Source organism: Ruegeria sp. AA3 (assembly GCF_056542905.1).
This window is the reverse complement of the sequence record NZ_JBQGAQ010000001.1, coordinates 625,874-642,443: the sequence shown is the minus strand read 5'-3', so window position 1 is coordinate 642,443 and position 16,570 is coordinate 625,874. Positions and strand designations below refer to the sequence as shown.

16 protein-coding genes and 3 tRNA genes are annotated in these 16,570 nt (G+C 55.0%); 7 read left to right on the top strand and 12 right to left on the bottom strand.

Translation table 11 applies throughout. The features are described 5' to 3' along the window. The first annotated feature begins 55 nt into the window (after positions 1-55). Positions 56-1,675 (top strand): long-chain-fatty-acid--CoA ligase, encoded by a 1,620-nt coding sequence (locus ACR0JR_RS03220; protein WP_319547262.1) that lies wholly within the window; start codon positions 56-58, stop codon positions 1,673-1,675. 19 nt (positions 1,676-1,694) lie between these two features. Here ACR0JR_RS03220 and ACR0JR_RS03215 read toward each other — a convergent pair. The 4 genes from ACR0JR_RS03215 to ACR0JR_RS03200 all read right to left on the bottom strand — a co-directional run bounded on the left by ACR0JR_RS03215 (position 1,695) and on the right by ACR0JR_RS03200 (position 4,195). Next, positions 1,695-1,769 (bottom strand) — tRNA-Asn (locus ACR0JR_RS03215). 286 nt (positions 1,770-2,055) lie between these two features. Beyond that, complete coding sequence (locus ACR0JR_RS03210; protein WP_480454981.1) at positions 2,056-2,904, bottom strand: hypothetical protein; 849 nt, start codon at positions 2,902-2,904, stop codon at positions 2,056-2,058. Between the two features lie 227 nt (positions 2,905-3,131). Beyond that, a tRNA-Asn gene (locus ACR0JR_RS03205) sits at positions 3,132-3,206 on the bottom strand. Between the two features lie 74 nt (positions 3,207-3,280). Beyond that, positions 3,281-4,195 carry an MBL fold metallo-hydrolase gene (locus ACR0JR_RS03200; RefSeq protein ID WP_480454979.1) on the bottom strand — a complete coding sequence of 305 codons (915 nt, stop codon included), beginning with the start codon at positions 4,193-4,195 and terminating at the stop codon, positions 3,281-3,283. Positions 4,196-4,239: 44 nt separating this feature from the next. Between ACR0JR_RS03200 and ACR0JR_RS03195 the strand changes: the two genes are divergently transcribed. After that, complete coding sequence (locus ACR0JR_RS03195; RefSeq protein ID WP_480454978.1) at positions 4,240-5,559, top strand: ATP-binding protein; 1,320 nt, start codon at positions 4,240-4,242, stop codon at positions 5,557-5,559. Positions 5,560-5,561: 2 nt separating this feature from the next. On the opposite strand, the gene ACR0JR_RS03190 is transcribed toward ACR0JR_RS03195, so the two are convergent. Further along, positions 5,562-5,638, bottom strand: a tRNA-Ile gene (locus ACR0JR_RS03190). A gap of 107 nt (positions 5,639-5,745) precedes the next feature. Here ACR0JR_RS03190 and purM point away from each other — a divergent pair. From purM to rnd, 3 genes are all read left to right on the top strand, one after another. Further along, positions 5,746-6,792, top strand: a complete 1,047-nt coding sequence (purM, locus tag ACR0JR_RS03185) for a phosphoribosylformylglycinamidine cyclo-ligase (protein WP_480455179.1) — start codon at positions 5,746-5,748, stop codon at positions 6,790-6,792. Beyond that, positions 6,789-7,385: a phosphoribosylglycinamide formyltransferase gene (gene purN / locus ACR0JR_RS03180; protein WP_480454977.1), complete on the top strand. Its 597-nt coding sequence runs from the start codon at positions 6,789-6,791 to the stop codon at positions 7,383-7,385. Before purM ends, purN begins: the two co-directional genes overlap by 4 nt. Before the next feature lie 110 nt (positions 7,386-7,495). After that, positions 7,496-8,653, top strand: coding sequence for a ribonuclease D (gene rnd, locus ACR0JR_RS03175; RefSeq protein ID WP_480454976.1), 1,158 nt, complete (start codon positions 7,496-7,498; stop codon positions 8,651-8,653). On the opposite strand, the gene ACR0JR_RS03170 is transcribed toward rnd, so the two are convergent. After that, positions 8,650-9,174 (bottom strand): hypothetical protein, encoded by a 525-nt coding sequence (locus ACR0JR_RS03170; protein ID WP_480454974.1) that lies wholly within the window; start codon positions 9,172-9,174, stop codon positions 8,650-8,652. The genes rnd and ACR0JR_RS03170 overlap by 4 nt on opposite strands. Before the next feature lie 140 nt (positions 9,175-9,314). Between ACR0JR_RS03170 and ACR0JR_RS03165 the strand changes: the two genes are divergently transcribed. Further along, positions 9,315-9,725, top strand: a complete 411-nt coding sequence (locus ACR0JR_RS03165) for a SufE family protein (RefSeq protein ID WP_170539959.1) — start codon at positions 9,315-9,317, stop codon at positions 9,723-9,725. A gap of 3 nt (positions 9,726-9,728) precedes the next feature. Here the strand turns inward: ACR0JR_RS03165 and ACR0JR_RS03160 are convergent, their stop codons facing one another. Together ACR0JR_RS03160 and ACR0JR_RS03155 are read right to left on the bottom strand one after the other, a co-directional pair. Beyond that, positions 9,729-10,394 (bottom strand): DUF1638 domain-containing protein, encoded by a 666-nt coding sequence (locus ACR0JR_RS03160; RefSeq protein ID WP_480454973.1) that lies wholly within the window; start codon positions 10,392-10,394, stop codon positions 9,729-9,731. 96 nt (positions 10,395-10,490) lie between these two features. After that, the gene (locus ACR0JR_RS03155; RefSeq protein WP_170392964.1) at positions 10,491-11,189 is read right to left on the bottom strand and encodes a corrinoid protein; all 699 of its coding nucleotides are present in this window, start codon (positions 11,187-11,189) and stop codon (positions 10,491-10,493) included. 308 nt (positions 11,190-11,497) lie between these two features. On the opposite strand from ACR0JR_RS03155, the gene ACR0JR_RS03150 reads away from it, so the two are divergent. Next, positions 11,498-12,565 carry a PA0069 family radical SAM protein gene (locus ACR0JR_RS03150; RefSeq protein ID WP_480454972.1) on the top strand — a complete coding sequence of 356 codons (1,068 nt, stop codon included), beginning with the start codon at positions 11,498-11,500 and terminating at the stop codon, positions 12,563-12,565. A gap of 9 nt (positions 12,566-12,574) precedes the next feature. Here ACR0JR_RS03150 and ACR0JR_RS03145 read toward each other — a convergent pair whose 3' ends face one another. From ACR0JR_RS03145 to gltX, 4 genes are all read right to left on the bottom strand, one after another. Then, on the bottom strand, positions 12,575-13,351 hold the full coding sequence (locus tag ACR0JR_RS03145) for an autotransporter domain-containing protein (protein WP_480454971.1): 777 nt from the start codon (positions 13,349-13,351) through the stop codon (positions 12,575-12,577). A 42-nt stretch (positions 13,352-13,393) separates the two neighbouring features. Further along, complete coding sequence (locus tag ACR0JR_RS03140) at positions 13,394-13,516, bottom strand: hypothetical protein (protein WP_480454970.1); 123 nt, start codon at positions 13,514-13,516, stop codon at positions 13,394-13,396. A gap of 172 nt (positions 13,517-13,688) precedes the next feature. After that, positions 13,689-14,984: a citrate synthase gene (gene gltA / locus ACR0JR_RS03135; protein ID WP_010440288.1), complete on the bottom strand. Its 1,296-nt coding sequence runs from the start codon at positions 14,982-14,984 to the stop codon at positions 13,689-13,691. Between the two features lie 114 nt (positions 14,985-15,098). After that, on the bottom strand, positions 15,099-16,505 hold the full coding sequence (gene gltX / locus ACR0JR_RS03130) for a glutamate--tRNA ligase (protein ID WP_480454969.1): 1,407 nt from the start codon (positions 16,503-16,505) through the stop codon (positions 15,099-15,101). Between the last annotated feature and the right edge of the window lie 65 nt (positions 16,506-16,570).

The following is a 16,570-nucleotide window of genomic DNA, read 5'->3' as shown; positions in this document are numbered from 1 at the left end:
GGTTTCTGCCAATGTAGAAGGGCGCGGCCAAGCGCTGACGATGGGAGGATTGTCCATGCTGGGACAGATGATGACGCAGCCTTTGCTGATTTCGTCGCTGATTGATCACGCCGAACGCTATCACGGACAGACCGAGATAATCTCGGTCGAGACGGACGGAACCGTGACCCAGACCAACTGGGCGGGGATCGCGCAGAACGCCCGCCGTATGGCTTCGGCGCTTATGAAGCTTGGGCTACAGCCGCAGGATCGAGTGGGCACACTGGCCTGGAATAACCGCCGCCATCTTGAGATCTACTATGCCGTATCCGGCGCGGGCTTCGTCTGTCACACGATCAATCCGCGTCTTTTCCCAGAGCAACTGACCTATATCATCAACCACGCGCAGGATCGGGTTCTGTTCTTTGATGCAACTTTCCTGCCGTTGGTCGCCGCGCTTCAGGAGCATTTGACCGAGGTGCAGCATTTCGTGCTGATGGGTGCACGAGATGAGGCCGCGTTGTCTCAGGTCCCTGGTCTGATCTTCTATGACGAGTTGATTGAAACCGGCGATGCGGATTACGCGTGGCCCAGTTTTGATGAGAATACCGCCTCTAGCCTTTGCTACACATCGGGCACAACAGGAAACCCCAAAGGTGTTCTGTATTCGCATCGTTCGACTTTGCTGCATAGTTTCGCGTCAAACACACGTGATGTTATCGGCTATTCCGCGATGGATGTGGTATTGCCGGTGGTGCCAATGTTTCACGTTAATGCTTGGGGTTCACCCTATGCCAGCGCCATGTCCGGCTCACGCATGGTATTGCCGGGGCCGGGTTTGCATGGGGAAGCATTGGTCAATCTGATCGACACTTATGGCGTGACATTGGCGATGGGTGTGCCAACCATCTGGCAGGGCCTTCTGGCGCACGCGGCGACATGTGGAACCAAACTGGAAAGCCTGAATCGTACAGTTATAGGCGGTGCAGCGTGCCCGCCTTCGATGATCGAAACCTTTCGCGAGACCTATGGTGTCGATACCGTCCATGCCTGGGGTATGAGTGAAATGAGCCCGCTGGGCACTACCAACTATCCTATGGCCAAGCATCTGGAAATGCCCATTGAAGCACAACACAAACTACGCGAGAGCCAAGGCCGCCCGCCCTTTGGTGTTGAACTGAAAATAGTCGATGACGATGGCAGCGACCTTCCCCATGACGGTGAAACGCAGGGTGATCTGATGGTGCGCGGCCATTGGGTGCTAGACAGCTATTTCCATATGCAAGATGAGGCCTTGTTGCAGGATGGCTGGTTCGCAACCGGCGACGTGGCAACATTGGACCCAGATGGGTTTATGACCATCCGCGACCGATCGAAGGATATTATCAAGTCAGGTGGCGAATGGATCAGTTCGGTCGAGCTGGAAAATATCGCTGTCGCGCACCCTCAACTGGCGACAGCGGCGGTTGTGGGTGTGCCTCATCCGAAGTGGGATGAACGCCCGCTTTTGGTTGCTGTGAAGGCGGAAGGCCAAGAGCCAACCGAGCAGGATTTACTTTCATTCTTTGACGGTAAGATCGCCAAATGGCAGGTGCCAGACAAGGTTGTATTCGTCGACGCTCTGCCATTGAACGCAACCGGCAAAGTCCTGAAACGGAACTTGCGTGCGGATTTTAGCGACGTGCTGATGGGGTGATTGCCAAACGGGGGAAGAATGGCTCCGGCGGTAGGGATCGAACCTACGACCAATTGATTAACAGTCAACTGCTCTACCGCTGAGCTACGCCGGAACGGTCCGCGCCGTATAGCAATCAGAGTCAGTGGCGTCCAGAGGGTATAAATACAATTGCAACAAAAGCGATGACGCTGCTTAGAACATGTACTGTTGTATTACGCGGGCATGATCCGATCACGATCTACTTGGTATCAAATAGGTTTAAGACCACTGCAAAAATGCAGTGTTCTGAGCGTTTTAAAATCATCATTGGATTTCATCTGCGACCAAGATATCGCAGGTTTTGCACAGCTCCATCAGTAGGTTAAGGGTATGCCGGATCGTTGGCGCTTTGGTGCAAATTACGATGTCGATTCGTGATGTCTTTCAAAGACTGGCGCTTCAACGGGGTCAATCCCATGTTTTTCTAACAACATTTCAAGGTAGCTATCGGGCTGCGGTAATCCGCCGCGTCGTGCCAAATACTCCCGGACACGCCTTCCATAAAAATGGATCGAGAAGGTATCGTCAGTCAAAGTCTTTTCAACTCTACGCGACAACCCGCTCCGCAATAGATAGCGTCGATTTCGGAAGCGTACAGGGTAAAGGGCTTCTACTGGTAGGGCGAATTTGGCTTCACCTGTTTTGTGCAGATAGTGTGTAATTGCATGTGGCCCCCAAACCCCCCAAGACAATTCACCGACATGCACTGGCGATCCTGATTCTTTTAAGCTTAGTAGACGTTGCTTTTCATCGGGTTGGTACCATTCTGGTATACAGTACTCATCATCAGTCATTTCAATGAGTTGTCCAAGAGTGTCGCTGTCGATCGGCAGACCCAACACACCCCCATTGATGTGATGATCAGATTCCCATGCGAAGAAATGGCCAGTTTCTGATTTGAATGCTTTTACGCAGTACGCATCCAAATCAGCCCAGATCATTCGGTCATTCTTCTGCAAAAGATGGTAACGAAATACATCCGAAAACAGCGCCAAACTGCCCGTGCGTGCATGTGTAATGAATCGATCGCTTTTTAGAACAGTATCACCATGAACCAGTTCGACTCCCTCCGGGGCGTTCTGAACATCTTGGTAGTGATAAAGTTTTACATGGTGACCAGCATCCAAAAAAGATTTGGCGCAAAGAACTTCGACATAGCTCAGTGGACCTTCGACCCAAAGCATCCCAATTTCGTATTCGCGGCCCATATCTGGTCTGAATTCCTACGCTTTTGTTAATCCGCTATCGTCTGTCGCCGGAGAGATTTTACAGCCCTCAGAGTTTTCTAATCAGCGGCATCAATGTAGGCAAGCCAATCCTCACGGTTGAACGGGCGGGTGACTTTGGTTCGAAATTGATCGACCCCGTGCATATCATTGCATCAGTTCAGCCCCTGAATTCAGGCGTCCTATCGCGTTGAGTTTTGTTTGGAAATTGGCTCCGGCGGTAGGGATCGAACCTACGACCAATTGATTAACAGTCAACTGCTCTACCGCTGAGCTACGCCGGAACTGAGGGGCGTATAACAACACGGATTTTCTCCGTCCAGAGGAGAAGCGCATTGCCGATGAAAAAAGTTTGCTGCTAACTGAGCCTCCTAAATTCTGACTGTGCTGAAAGCGTCTCAACGGGTGCGACCTGGGCCTTTCCGGTCAGATCGACCAGATGCGCGAACACATTTCTTTCCGCCGCGGGCAGCAATGCACCAGGCGTGTCTACATAAATACGCTGTGCAAGCTGACGTGCAGTGGCCGGGCCTTTGATCAGTTCGTCAAGAATCTGAGATTCGCGCGCAAGACGGTGATGAATCAGCCACTCCAGGCGATTGTTTGGTTCCGTTACAGGAGCGCCGTGGCCGGGATGAAAGACTGACCATTCTCTCGCGCGAAGGCGATGGCAGGCGGCCATGAAGTCGGTCAGATCCCCGTCGGGCGGTGAGACCAGCGAACTGGCCCATCCCATGACGTGATCCGCTGTAAAGCAAACATCGCCCCAGGCGAGCGCAATATGGTTGCCGAGATGGCCGGGTGTGTGGATGACTTCAAGCGTCCAGTCGTCCGCAGAAATACATGCACTGTCTTCCAGCTCAATGTCAGGGCGAAAATCCATATCAATTCCCTCACCGCCGCCCGCAAACCCATTCTGCGCCAATTCCGTCATAACCGCACTACGGCCTGCTTGAGGCCCTCCAAAAGCGAGAATCGGTGCGCCTGTATGGACCGCAAGAGGGGCAGCTAGGGGTGAGTGATCAAGATGGGTGTGAGTGACGAAGATATGGCTGATCCGCTGATTGGGCTGTAATGCATCGAGAATCGCCGACAAATGTGCGTCGCTCAGCGGTCCCGGATCGATAACGGCGATATCTGTTTCACCCAGAAGGTAAGTGTTCGTACCGCGATATGTCATCGGTGAGGGGTTTGGGGCAAGCACCCGTCTTAGGCCTCGAGCAAGTTCCACAGCTTGTCCAGGCACTGGGTCGAAATCATCGGGGGCTTGCATTTTGAGCTCTTCCTCTTGTCCAGGCAGCCCGCTAGGTTTAGCGCATGTCGACCCAATGGCTCAAACCCTATATGCCGCGCAGCCTTTACGCGCGGGCTGCACTTATCCTGGTGCTACCGGTCATCGTTGTACTCTTGGTTGTGGCGATCGCTTTTTTGCAAAAGCATCTCGAGGAAGTGACCGCACAGATGACGCGAACGGCAGCCCGTGAGGTCACGCTTATATTGAACGTGATGGAGGGTGCAGAGACGCAGCAGCAGGCGCTGGCTGCCGCACGGCCTGATCTGTCGGCATTGAATATGACAGCTCGTTTTCTGCCGCTGTACCAAGAACCGGTGGTTGGAAAGCGTCGTTGGTATGATTTCATCGCACCACAAGTCGATGCTGAAATGCGGGTGTTGGTGCCTCAAATGCAAGACGTCGCACTGCCGAATGGACAGGAGGTGCGGCTTTATCTGAGCACGCATCTTGGCACTTTGGAATTGAAATTTGATCGACGGCGCCTGTCACCCACGGCACCGCACCAGCTTATCGTTACGATGGTGTTCTTTGCGGCGTTGATCACCACGATCTCATTTTTATACATGCGCAACCAACTGCGGCCGATTACCCGGCTCGCAGACGCGGCGCAGGCGTTCGGCCGGGGTCGCGTGGTGCCTTACTCTCCTGGCGGGGCAATCGAAGTGCGTGCGGCGGGCAACGCTTTTGTTGATATGCGCTCCCGAATCGAAAGGCAGATTGAGCAGCGCACTTTGATGTTGTCTGGCGTCAGCCACGATCTGCGGACGCCTTTGACGCGTCTGAAGCTGGGGTTGTCATTGTTGCCCGAGGATGAGGCAGCCCCGCTGTTGCAGGATGTGGATGAAATGCAATCACTACTAGATGCATTTCTGGACTTTTCAAGAGGGACTGCAGAAAGCACACCTGAGGCGGTCGAGCCCGAGATTTGGCTGAGTCAGATTATCGATGACGCGCAGCGCGCTGGCCAGCAGGTTGAACTGGTATCGGTCGAAGGACAGGGGACTGCCACGTTGCGCCCGTCGGCAATGCGCCGCGCGGTGGAAAATTTGATTGGAAACGCTATCCGCTATGGTTCAAGGGCTGAGGTTAGTCTGTCGATGACACCGAAGTCGATCCGCGTCCGGGTCGAGGATGACGGCCCCGGTATACCCATTGAACAGCGTACTGAGGCGGTCAAACCTTTCACGCGCCTGGACCCGGCTCGGAACCAGAATCAGGGCAGCGGTGTTGGGTTGGGCCTTGCCATCGTCGCCGACATCGCCCGTGTACACGGCGGCATCCTTCGGCTGGGCACCAGCGAAAAATTAGGCGGTTTATGCGCAGATATCGTGATAGGGCGGTGATGTGGTAGGCCCGGAGGGACTCGAACCCCCAACCAAAGCGTTATGAGCGCTCTGCTCTAACCAATTGAGCTACAGGCCCGCCGATGCGCCTTGCGTATCACGATGGCAGCCCGCGTCAAGCCTGACCGTTGCAACATCGCCCACAATCGAATAACCCGCGCGCAAAGCACTCATGAGGGATTGGCCATGACAGCGGGCAAGAACGGAATCACCTACGCCGATGCAGGTGTGGATATCGATGCGGGCAACGCTCTGGTCGATCGGATCAAGCCTGCGGCCAAGCGCACTAACCGTTCGGGCGTGGTGAGTGGGCTAGGCGGGTTTGGCGCTCTGTTTGATCTAAAGGCGGCTGGGTATGAAGACCCGATTTTGGTGGGCGCAACCGATGGTGTGGGCACCAAGCTGCGGATTGCGATTGATACCGGCGTTGTCGATGGCGTGGGCATCGATCTGGTGGCGATGTGCGTCAACGATCTGATCTGTCAGGGCGCTGAGCCATTGTTCTTCCTCGACTATTTCGCCACCGGCAAGCTGGATACCGATACCGCCGCGCGGATTATCGAGGGCATCGCCGAAGGCTGCGTGCAGTCCGGTTGCGCCCTGATCGGAGGCGAAACCGCCGAGATGCCGGGTATGTATCCCGATGGCGATTTCGATCTGGCCGGGTTCTCGGTCGGTGCAATGGAGCGCGGCGCGACCCTGCCCGAGGGTGTGCAAGACGGGGATGTGCTGCTTGGTCTGGCCTCGAACGGTGTGCATTCCAACGGCTATTCTCTGGTGCGCAAACTGGTCGAGATGTCGGGGCTGGGCTGGGATGCAGAGTCGCCTTTCGGTGGCGGAACATTGGGTGAGGCTCTGCTGACCCCCACGCGGCTGTATGTGAAACCGGCGCTGCAGGCAATCCGCGCAGGGGGCATCCATGCGCTTGCTCATATCACTGGCGGCGGCCTCACCGAAAACCTGCCGCGCGTATTGGCCGACGGGCTGGGGGCCGAGATCAATCTGAACGCATGGGAATTGCCGCCTGTGTTCAAATGGATGGCCGAAACTGGCGGCATCGCCGAATGCGAGATGTTGAAAACCTTCAATTGCGGTATCGGGATGATCGTGGTCTGCGCGGCTGAGGATGCAGACAAACTGGAAGCACTGCTGTCCGAAACTGGTGAAACCGTTGCCCGGATCGGATCTGTCACCGAAACACCCGGCGTCGCGTACTCAGGCAAGCTGCTGTGAGTCACAAGCGCGTCGCGATTCTGATTTCTGGTGGCGGATCAAACATGCTGTCGCTGGTCGATAGCATGATCGGGGGCCATGCTGGCCGGCCTTGCTTGGTGCTGTCGAACGACCCTGAAGCCGGAGGGCTGGCAAAGGCCGCCGAGCGTGGAATAAAGACTGCCTCCGTCGATCACCGACCTTTCGGTAAAGATCGCGCCGCGTTCGAGGCGGATCTGCTCAAGCCGCTGCTGGCTTCGCAGCCAGATATTGTGTGTTTGGCCGGTTTCATGCGCGTTCTAACCGGCGATTTTGTTTCTCGCTTCCAAGGGCGAATGCTGAACATCCACCCTTCGCTGTTGCCGAAGTATAAAGGTCTGAACACGCATGCCCGCGCCATCGAGGCGGGTGATTCCGAACATGGTTGCACCGTTCACGAAGTAACAGCCGCGCTGGATGACGGCCCGGTTCTGGGACAGGCGCGCGTGGAGGTAAGGGCAGAGGATACGCCAGAGGAACTTGCCACTCGCGTGTTGGTACAGGAACACAAACTCTATCCTGAGGTCCTGCGCCGGTATTGTATGGGCAACAAAGACCCAGTTCTGTTGCCTTGAATCTGCGCGGCGATTTACACGCGTAGGGTAATCGTCTTATGGTCGCATATCGCTCGGGACAAGCACGACACGGGCAGTCACAAGAAACAAAAGCAAGAACAGCACCGCGCATGAAAACCCTGACTACGACGCAAGAGCTGGCCGCCTTCTGCGCGGCTGCTGCACAATATCCTTATGTCACTGTTGATACCGAATTTCTGCGCGAACGGACTTATTATTCAAAGCTCTGCCTGGTTCAGCTCGCGGTGCCGTCCGAGGATGAGGGCAGTGCTGTTCTAGTCGATCCCTTGGCTGAGGATTTGTCGCTTGAGCCTTTGTATGACCTGTTCCGGAACGAAAGCGTTGTCAAAGTATTCCACGCGGCTCGGCAGGATCTGGAAATTTTCTGGGTCGACGCTGGCGTCTTTCCGACACCGCTGTTCGACACTCAGGTTGCCGCGATGGTTTGTGGCTTTGGTGAGCAAGTCGGTTATGAGACACTTGTCCGGAAAATATGTAGAGAAGGCGTTGATAAGACATCGCGTTTCACCGACTGGTCGCGGCGTCCGTTGACGGACGCGCAAAAAAACTATGCGCTGGCAGACGTAACCCATCTTCGGAAAATCTATGAACATCTGTCTACTGAGTTGAAAAAGAGCAAGCGGGATCACTGGGTCGGCGAAGAGCTTCGTATTCTAACACGGCCCGAGACCTATGACATTCGTCCGGAAGAAGCTTGGCGCAGGGTCAAGACCCGCACAAATTCCGCTAAATTTCTGGCTGTAGTGAAAGAGCTGGCTCAGTTCCGCGAAGCCCATGCGCAAGAGAACAATGTGCCTCGTAGCCGTGTTTTCAAGGACGATGCACTAATCGAAATGGCGTCGACTAAGCCTAAAACGCCCTCTGATCTTGGTGGATCACGTTTGCTGTTGCGAGAGGCCCGCAAAGGGGCGATCGCTGACGGTATCCTGGCGGCAGTAAAAAGAGGTGTGAACTGCCCGCAAGATCAGTTGCCAAAGGTAGACAATAGCCGTGACAAGCTGAAAGTGAATCCGGCTCTCGCCGATCTTCTGCGCGTTTTGCTGAAATCAAAGACCGAGAGCGCAGGCGTCGCCGCAAAACTGATTGCATCCAGCGCTGACCTGGATCAGATTGCCGCTGGTGAGCGCGATGTTCCAGCCATGTCCGGCTGGCGTTTCGAGGTCTTTGGCGAGGATGCACTTAAGCTTTGCGAGGGCAAGATTGCGTTGGCTGCAAAGGGGCAAGCTGTGGATGTGGTTGCGCTTTAACGGCGACGTGATTCTAGCGCGTTCTGCTGGCCTTTGACACGGACCAGGCGGATGCCTTCCAGCTCTTGAGCGCTGACATTGACAGCTTCAGAAACCATTCTAGAGCGTTCGTTTCCCTGAACGGTTGCATAGTCCGGATAATCCACGCGGAAGGTATATTCCAAAATGCCATTCTTGGTAAGTTCTTCGGACCTTACTCGGGCAAGCTGCGCATTATATGCGCCCTGTCGAATGGCGGTACCAGCTGCATATATGATCGCGCCTGAAGGTGTGGGGTCGACACGCAATTCGTTGATGACCGCTATTGGAACGCTATTGTCTTCAATTTCAGGCCGCGCCAACAGACCTTTACCGTTGTTTTGACGTGGAACCAACGCATCTGCGTCGCTGGCTGAAACCTCTGATGGGGCAGGTGTGCTGCTGCCAAACCAGTTCGATGGGTTCGCCCGAGAGTTGCTCCAACTGTTACAGGCGGAAAGAACCGTGGCGGAGAGCAGAAGAACAGTCAGAGATTTGTGCATGGACCCAACACTTTGCGCAACTTTACCCGCACTGGGTTACCGCAATTTCAGCATCTTGAAAAGCCACACTGGGGCTGGACAGAAGGGGAAGCTGAGCCTAGTTCACAAATGTGATCGCGTAACGCAAGGACAGACCAGCCATGGCAACACCAGCCTTTGAAGATATAGTCGAAGATTTCGAGTTTCTGGAAGACTGGGAAGACCGCTATCGTCATGTCATCGAGCAGGGTAAGGCGATGGAACCGCTGGATGATGCGTTCAAGGTTCCCGCGACCAAAGTGAATGGCTGTGCCAGCCAAGTCTGGCTGCATCCCAGCATCGAGAATGGACAATTCAAATTTGACGGGGACAGCGATGCGCTGATCGTGCGGGGCCTGATTGCGGTATTACGCACGCTTTACAACGGCTTGCCGGTAGCCGATGTGCCAAAGGTCGACGCCGGAGGAGAACTTGCCAGGCTGGGGCTGCAGGAGCACTTGTCTGCGCAACGTTCAAACGGGCTACGTGCCATGATTGAACGCATTCGCGAGGTCGCGTTGGCCAGCGCCTGATCTTTATGTAGCGTTGCGTGTTGCCCAATCCGTAAGCGTCGTTTCCAAGTCACCGTATCCGGTCTGCCGACGCTCGAATTCCAGTCCCATCCGTTCGGCACATTCTTGTGCGCGACGTGTGAGATCCGGGTTGTCGGTCTGTGCTTGATAAACGAGTTTGGTGTAATTTCCGAAATACATCTCGCGCAGTTCCGGGTGTCTATCCAGACCAAGCGGTTTCCATACAAATGCGTCAAACTGCCGGGCGAGGAAATCGGTTAGGTAAAACGCAGTGGTTTCATCGTCGCCATGTGCGGCAAATGCCAGATTTCCTTCGAAAAAGGAATAGCAGTGGGGCCCTTGAATCATCTCGACGCCCAGACGTTCACATGCAGTCTGCAGCAGGCCTCCGGTTCCGCAATCGGCATATATAACATAGATTCGATCGTATGAATCGCGGTGTTTGGCAATCGCATCCTCGACCGCTTGCGTGATTTTCTCGGGGTGTACATGCAGAATTGCGGGTAGGCAGGTCAGAGCCATATGATCCCAGCCATTCCGTTCCTTGAGATCCAGAATTTCGCGGGCAAGTGCACCACATGCGATCAGCAGAATCGACTCGGCTGCACGCGGAGTGGCGTAACCCTGACGGGTCAGGCTGTCATCATCTGGTATCGGCGCGTCGGTCATGTAATCTCTCTGGTTGGCAACTATATATTTGTCAGGCTTTGGACAAAAAAGGCCGCCCCAGAAAGGACGGCCTGTCTCACGGTATGGTCGCGTGCCTTAGCCGGCCAGTTGGTTGTGCTTGCGCGACATGAAGTCCTTGGCCATTTCCACCGCCACGGCTGCGTCACGGCAGTAGCCGTCAGCACCGATCGCCTTGCCAAACTCTTCGTTCAGTGGTGCGCCGCCAACCAGAACAGTGTATTCATCACGCAGGCCCTGTTCTACCAGCGTGTCAATTACCACCTTCATGTAAGGCATAGTCGTGGTCAGTAGGGCGGACATGCCCAGAATATCGGGCTGCTCGTTCTCCAACGCTTCCAGGTAGTTTTCGACCGGGTTGTTGATGCCGATATCGACAACCTCGAACCCGGCGCCTTCCATCATCATTGCAACAAGGTTCTTACCGATGTCATGGATGTCGCCCTTGACGGTTCCGATCACCATCTTGCCAACGCGCGGAGCACCGGTTTCAGCCAGCAATGGCTTCAGGATTGCCATGCCGCCTTTCATGGCGTTGGCGGCCAACAGAACTTCGGGAACGAACAGGATGCCGTCGCGGAAGTCGTGGCCGACAATTGTCATGCCACCAACCAGCGCTTTGGTCAGGATGTCGTAGGGTTGCCATCCGCGCTCGAGCAGGATGTTCACACCTTCTTCGATTTCTTCCTTCAGGCCGTCATAAAGGTCATCGAACATCTGTTCGACGAGTTCGTCGTCATTCAGTTCGGACAGGACGATGTCTTCTTCATCAGACATGGGTATTTCCCTGAGCTGTGCGGGCTCGCGGCCCGTGGTGGCATTTTTTCCGTTTTGGCCATTTCGTCGCAGGACTACTGTGACGATTGCGACCTAGGTCGTTCCGAGACCGACCTATAGGCCGAATTTTGGCGTCGGGCGACCTCGAATTCTGCAAGATCATCCTGCATTTGTTTCATTTGTTCTGATTTCCTTCGCGCAGACCGATTTCAAAAACGCCTCAAGGTGGTCGGATATGAAGCAGGTGTAATCCTTGCCATTGGGCCCAGCCTAAATTAATACTGACAATCGGAACATATGGTGAACAAATGGCCGTAAGAATAAACCATCCGGGCCGGGGAGCGGCATCAAATTCAGCAGGTCGATTCGAGAAATATTTGACCGAACTGACCGAGGATGGGTGGGGTTTGTCCGAAGATCTACCTCCGCTGCGGACCGAGGTTCAGGACGAAGTGGCCCGCAGTCTGATCACCTACAACAAATCACCGGATTTACCTTTTGATCGTTCGATCAATCCATATCGGGGTTGCGAGCATGGTTGCGTTTATTGTTTTGCCCGGCCAACCCATGCATATCTAGGCCTGTCGCCAGGGTTGGATTTTGAAACACGTCTGATCGCACGCCCCAATGCCGCGGAGATATTGCGACGGGAGCTTTCTGCGCGACGCTATAAGGTGGCTACTATTGCGTTGGGCACTAACACCGACCCATATCAACCGACTGAGAAAAGCCGCGAGATAACAAGAGGCTGTCTTCAGGTGTTGAGTGATTTTCAGCATCCAATCGGCATCGTGACAAAAGGCACATTGATCGAACGTGATCTCGATATTCTGGCGCCCATGGCCCGCAAAGGTCTTGTGCGGGTCGGGATTTCGCTGACCACTCTGGACGCCAATCTTTCCCGTCAGATGGAGCCACGTGCACCTTCTCCACTGCGCAGGTTGCGCACGATTCGCGTCTTGACCGAAGCAGGTATACCGGTGCGCGTTATGACCTCTCCTGTCGTGCCGGGATTAACCGATCATGAGCTTGAGAAGCTGTTGGAGGCCGGCAAGCAGGCGGGTGCGGACGCCGCAAGCTGGATTATGTTGCGGCTGCCGCGCGAAGTGTCCGAGCTGTGGCGGGAATGGCTGACCGAGCATCAGCCAGGCAGGGCCGAGAAGGTCATGGCGCGGCTACGGGAGATGCATGGAGGAAAAGAGTATGATCCGCGTTGGGGTCATCGAATGCGGGGCGAGGGGACTTATGCCGAAATGATTGCGCAACGGTTCAGCGCCGCCGTGAAACGGCTGGGGCTCGCCGTAGACCTACCGCCGCTGAATTGTGCGGATTTCGCGCCACCGCCCCAGTCTGGTGATCAGTTAAGTTTATTCTGAATTCATGAGTCAGAAGCTGATACCGATTCCGGCCGAGAAACCGTTTACCGTATCGCTTCCATAATAGCGGACCATGAAACGTGTCGTTGATACCCAGGGCACCCAGGTATCGGATAGATCAACCTCAATCCCGCCACCGACGCGGGCCAGCCAATCCGTGCCCAGCACCAGTGCCTGATCCCCGATCAGATAGGATACCGACAGATCACCAACCCATCGAACCGGGCGCCCGAACATACGTTTACCCGTTGGAAAACGATATCGTGACCAAAGGACGGCATTCGCGGCGGTCGATTCAACCAATAGGTCTTCGTTGTCGCCGATAGGCCAATATTCGATATGCGTATAGCGCAGGCTTGCTTCGAACTCCCGATCATTAGATAGCGACTTCTCGTACGCAACTGTCATCGAGCCACCCGCGCCACCAGCCCAGATACCACCGCTATCAAGGTAATCTCGGTCAAGGCCAAGGCGGTTGGCAATGGCTTGCGCCCCTATCGATGCATCGGATTGCGTGCGCCCGACCGAAATATGGGCCATCGGAGTCAGTTTCCAAAACTCCCCAATGTCAAATTGATAGCCGACTCCACCAGTGAGGGCGAGGCTGGTCCATTTCAGAGGTACACGATTAGTTTCTCCGGTGCCGCTGAAGGTCAGAACGGGATCATAGCGCGCGTATCCGATGTAGCCCTCGAGATAGATCGGTACGCCTTCGGCAAGACGAAATCCGCCACCCAGCTGTGCGGATTTGAAATCGTAGTCGCGATTATCCGTGTTCGATTGCAACGAAATTGCACTGGCAGAATCGTCCGGGATGCCAGCCAGCCCCTAAATCGCAAGCGAGCCAGCAGCATTTTCCTGCTGCTGCTGTTCAAAAGCTCTTTCAAGCAGGCTTTGTGCGGCGGCGGTCTGTGCAAACAGCAGCAAAAGGAACACAAGGGCGGAACGCATGATAACCGGAATCTTATTGCTGGACGCAGCAACACTAGGTTGAGTGGCGTGCCGCGAAAAGAACGAACGAAGCGCTAGTCCAAGATTGCCTCAGAACGGTATCTTTTAGGTAACGCTAGAAACAAAAAAGACCCCGGCTAGGCGGGGCCTTCATTTCAATTTCTGTCACCGATCAGCGGTTTTCGATATCTACGTAATCGCGGCTTGTCGCGCCCAGATATAGTTGGCGCGGACGGCCGATCTTGTTTTGGGGATCTGCAATCATCTCTTTCCACTGGCTGACCCAGCCAACTGTGCGCGACAGCGCAAAGATCGGAGTAAACATCGAGGTCGGGAAACCCATAGCTTCCATCACAATGCCCGAGTAGAAATCGACATTCGGGAACAGCTTCTTTTCGATGAAATATGGATCTTCCAGGGCCTGCTTTTCAAGCGCTTTGGCGACCTGAAGTTTAGGGTTATCTTCGATACCCAACAGATCAAGAACCTCATCTGCAGACTGTTTCATCACAGTCGCGCGCGGATCGAAGTTTTTGTAAACGCGGTGGCCAAAGCCCATCAGGCGGAATGGATCGTCCTTGTCCTTGGCGCGTTCAATGAACTCGGGGATGCGATCCACGCTGCCGATCTCTTCCAGCATTTCAAGGCAGGCCTGGTTTGCGCCGCCATGGGCCGGACCCCAGAGGCACGCGATGCCCGCCGCGATACAGGCGAACGGGTTCGCACCAGACGAAGACGCCAGACGTACCGTCGATGTCGACGCGTTCTGTTCGTGGTCCGCCTGCAGCATGAAGATACGATCCATGGCGCGGGCTAGAATCGGGTTCACCTCATAATCTTCTGCAGGAACTGCGAAACACATTTGCAGGAAGTTCGACGCATAGTCCAGATCATTGCGCGGGTACACGAAGGGCTGCCCAATATGGTACTTATAAGCCCAAGCCGCGATCGTCGGCATCTTTGCAATCAGGCGATGAGACGCAATCTCGCGTTGACGCGGATCCGAAATGTCGGTCGAATCGTGATAGAAGGCAGACATGGCGCCGACCACGCCGACCATGATGGCCATCGGATGCGCATCGCGACGGAAACCGCGGTAGAAATACTGCATTTGCTCGTGCAGCATTGTGTGGCGCGTAATGGTAGTCTCGAATTTCTCCAGATCTTTTGCCGATGGCAGTTCGCCATAAAGCAGCAGATAGCTGAGTTCGAGGAAGTGAGATTTCGATGCGATCTGCTCAATCGGATAACCGCGGTGCAGGAGTTCGCCCTTGTCGCCGTCAATAAAAGTGATGGTGCTGTCGCAGCTCGCCGTCGACGTGAAACCCGGATCATAAGTGAATACACCAGCTTGACCATAGAGCTTACGAATGTCGATCACGTCGGGCCCCGCAGTCGGAGAAAATACCGGCAGATCGTAGCTTTCGCCGTGGACAGTCAGTTTGGCTGTTTGTTGGCTCTCGGTCATGTTTATCCCTTCCTCATTCGTACAGTTGCCGGATCGCTGTCCGTCAAAGCAGGCAACGACTGCGTGGTGTCGCGCAGTTCGTTCTTAGTGGAGCAGCATTACCCGAATGTGAAATCAGTCAGGGTTCGCTGCATCATCAAGCCGCGCCAGGGTTTCATTCCGCCCAAGCACAAGCATCATGTCAAATACCGAAGGTGTAACTGCCCGGCCTGCCAGCGCGGCCCGCAGCGGGCCGGCCAATTTGCCGAACTTAACCCCGTTCGCCTCTGCGAACGAATTCAGGGTCTCCTCCAGTTCGTTCCGAGACCAGCTAGCATTTTGCAGATGCGGCGTCAATTCACTCAGTATACCGTCGGATACTGACGTCAGGGCCTTAGCCGCCTTCTCGTCGGGTTGGATAGTTCTGGACGTCAGAACAAAATGGGCTTTATCAAGGAGTTCGGGGAAAGTGCGCGCTCGATCCTTGAGGCAATACATCGCACGCGCTAGATCACTCGATTGTGTTTCGGTCAGCTGTGATTTGTTTGCTGCAGACAGATAATCCTGGATTTCCTGCTGCAACGCAGCATCCTCTCCTATGGCAATATGTTGTCCGCATAGGTTTTCCAGTTTCTTCAAATCAAACCGTGCGGGACTTTTGCCGATCCCTTCCAGATCAAACCACTCTTTGGCTTGAGCATCAGTAAAGAATTCATCGTCTCCATGGCTCCAACCAAGGCGCGCCAAATAATTGCGCATCCCCGCGGCAGGATAGCCCATGGCTTGATATTCCTGCGCACCCAATGCGCCGTGGCGTTTGCTAAGTTTTTTTCCATCCGGGCCGTGTATTAGCGGGATATGCGCCCAGACCGGGATGTCCCACCCCATCGCCTCATAGATCATCATCTGACGGGCAGCGTTGTTGAGGTGGTCGTCTCCCCGGATCACATGAGTCACGCCCATATCGTGATCATCGACCACAACCGCCAGCATGTAGACCGGCGTACCATCCGAGCGCAGCAGGATCATATCATCAAGCTGATCGTTGCGAATGGTCACGTCGCCCTGCACCTGATCGCGGATCACGGTGGAACCCTCCTGCGGCGCTTTGATGCGGATCGCATAGGGGGCATCTGGGTGCGTGGCTGGGTCGGCATCCCTCCATGGGCTGCGAAACAGCGTCGACTTACCTTCGGCGCGCGCCTGTTCGCGGAACGTAGCGATTTCCTCTTGGGTCGAATAGCACTTGTAGGCCTTGCCCTCAGCAAGCAACTGACGCGCAACCTCGGCATGACGGGCGGCACCTTCGAATTGGCTGATAACGTCCCCGTCGTGGTCCAGCCCCAACCACTTCATACCCTGCAGGATCGCGGCCGTTGCTTCCGGAGTCGAACGTTCCCGATCTGTATCTTCGATCCGTAACAGGAACTTGCCCCCGCGGCCCCGCGCATAGAGCCAGTTGAACAGAGCGGTGCGCGCGCCACCGATATGCAGAAATCCGGTGGGAGAAGGGGCAAAGCGAGTGACGACCTGATCGGACATTGTGTGGATTAACCTTTTGGTAACCTTAGCGGGCATAGTTTGGCGACTATCTACCCAGCCCGAAG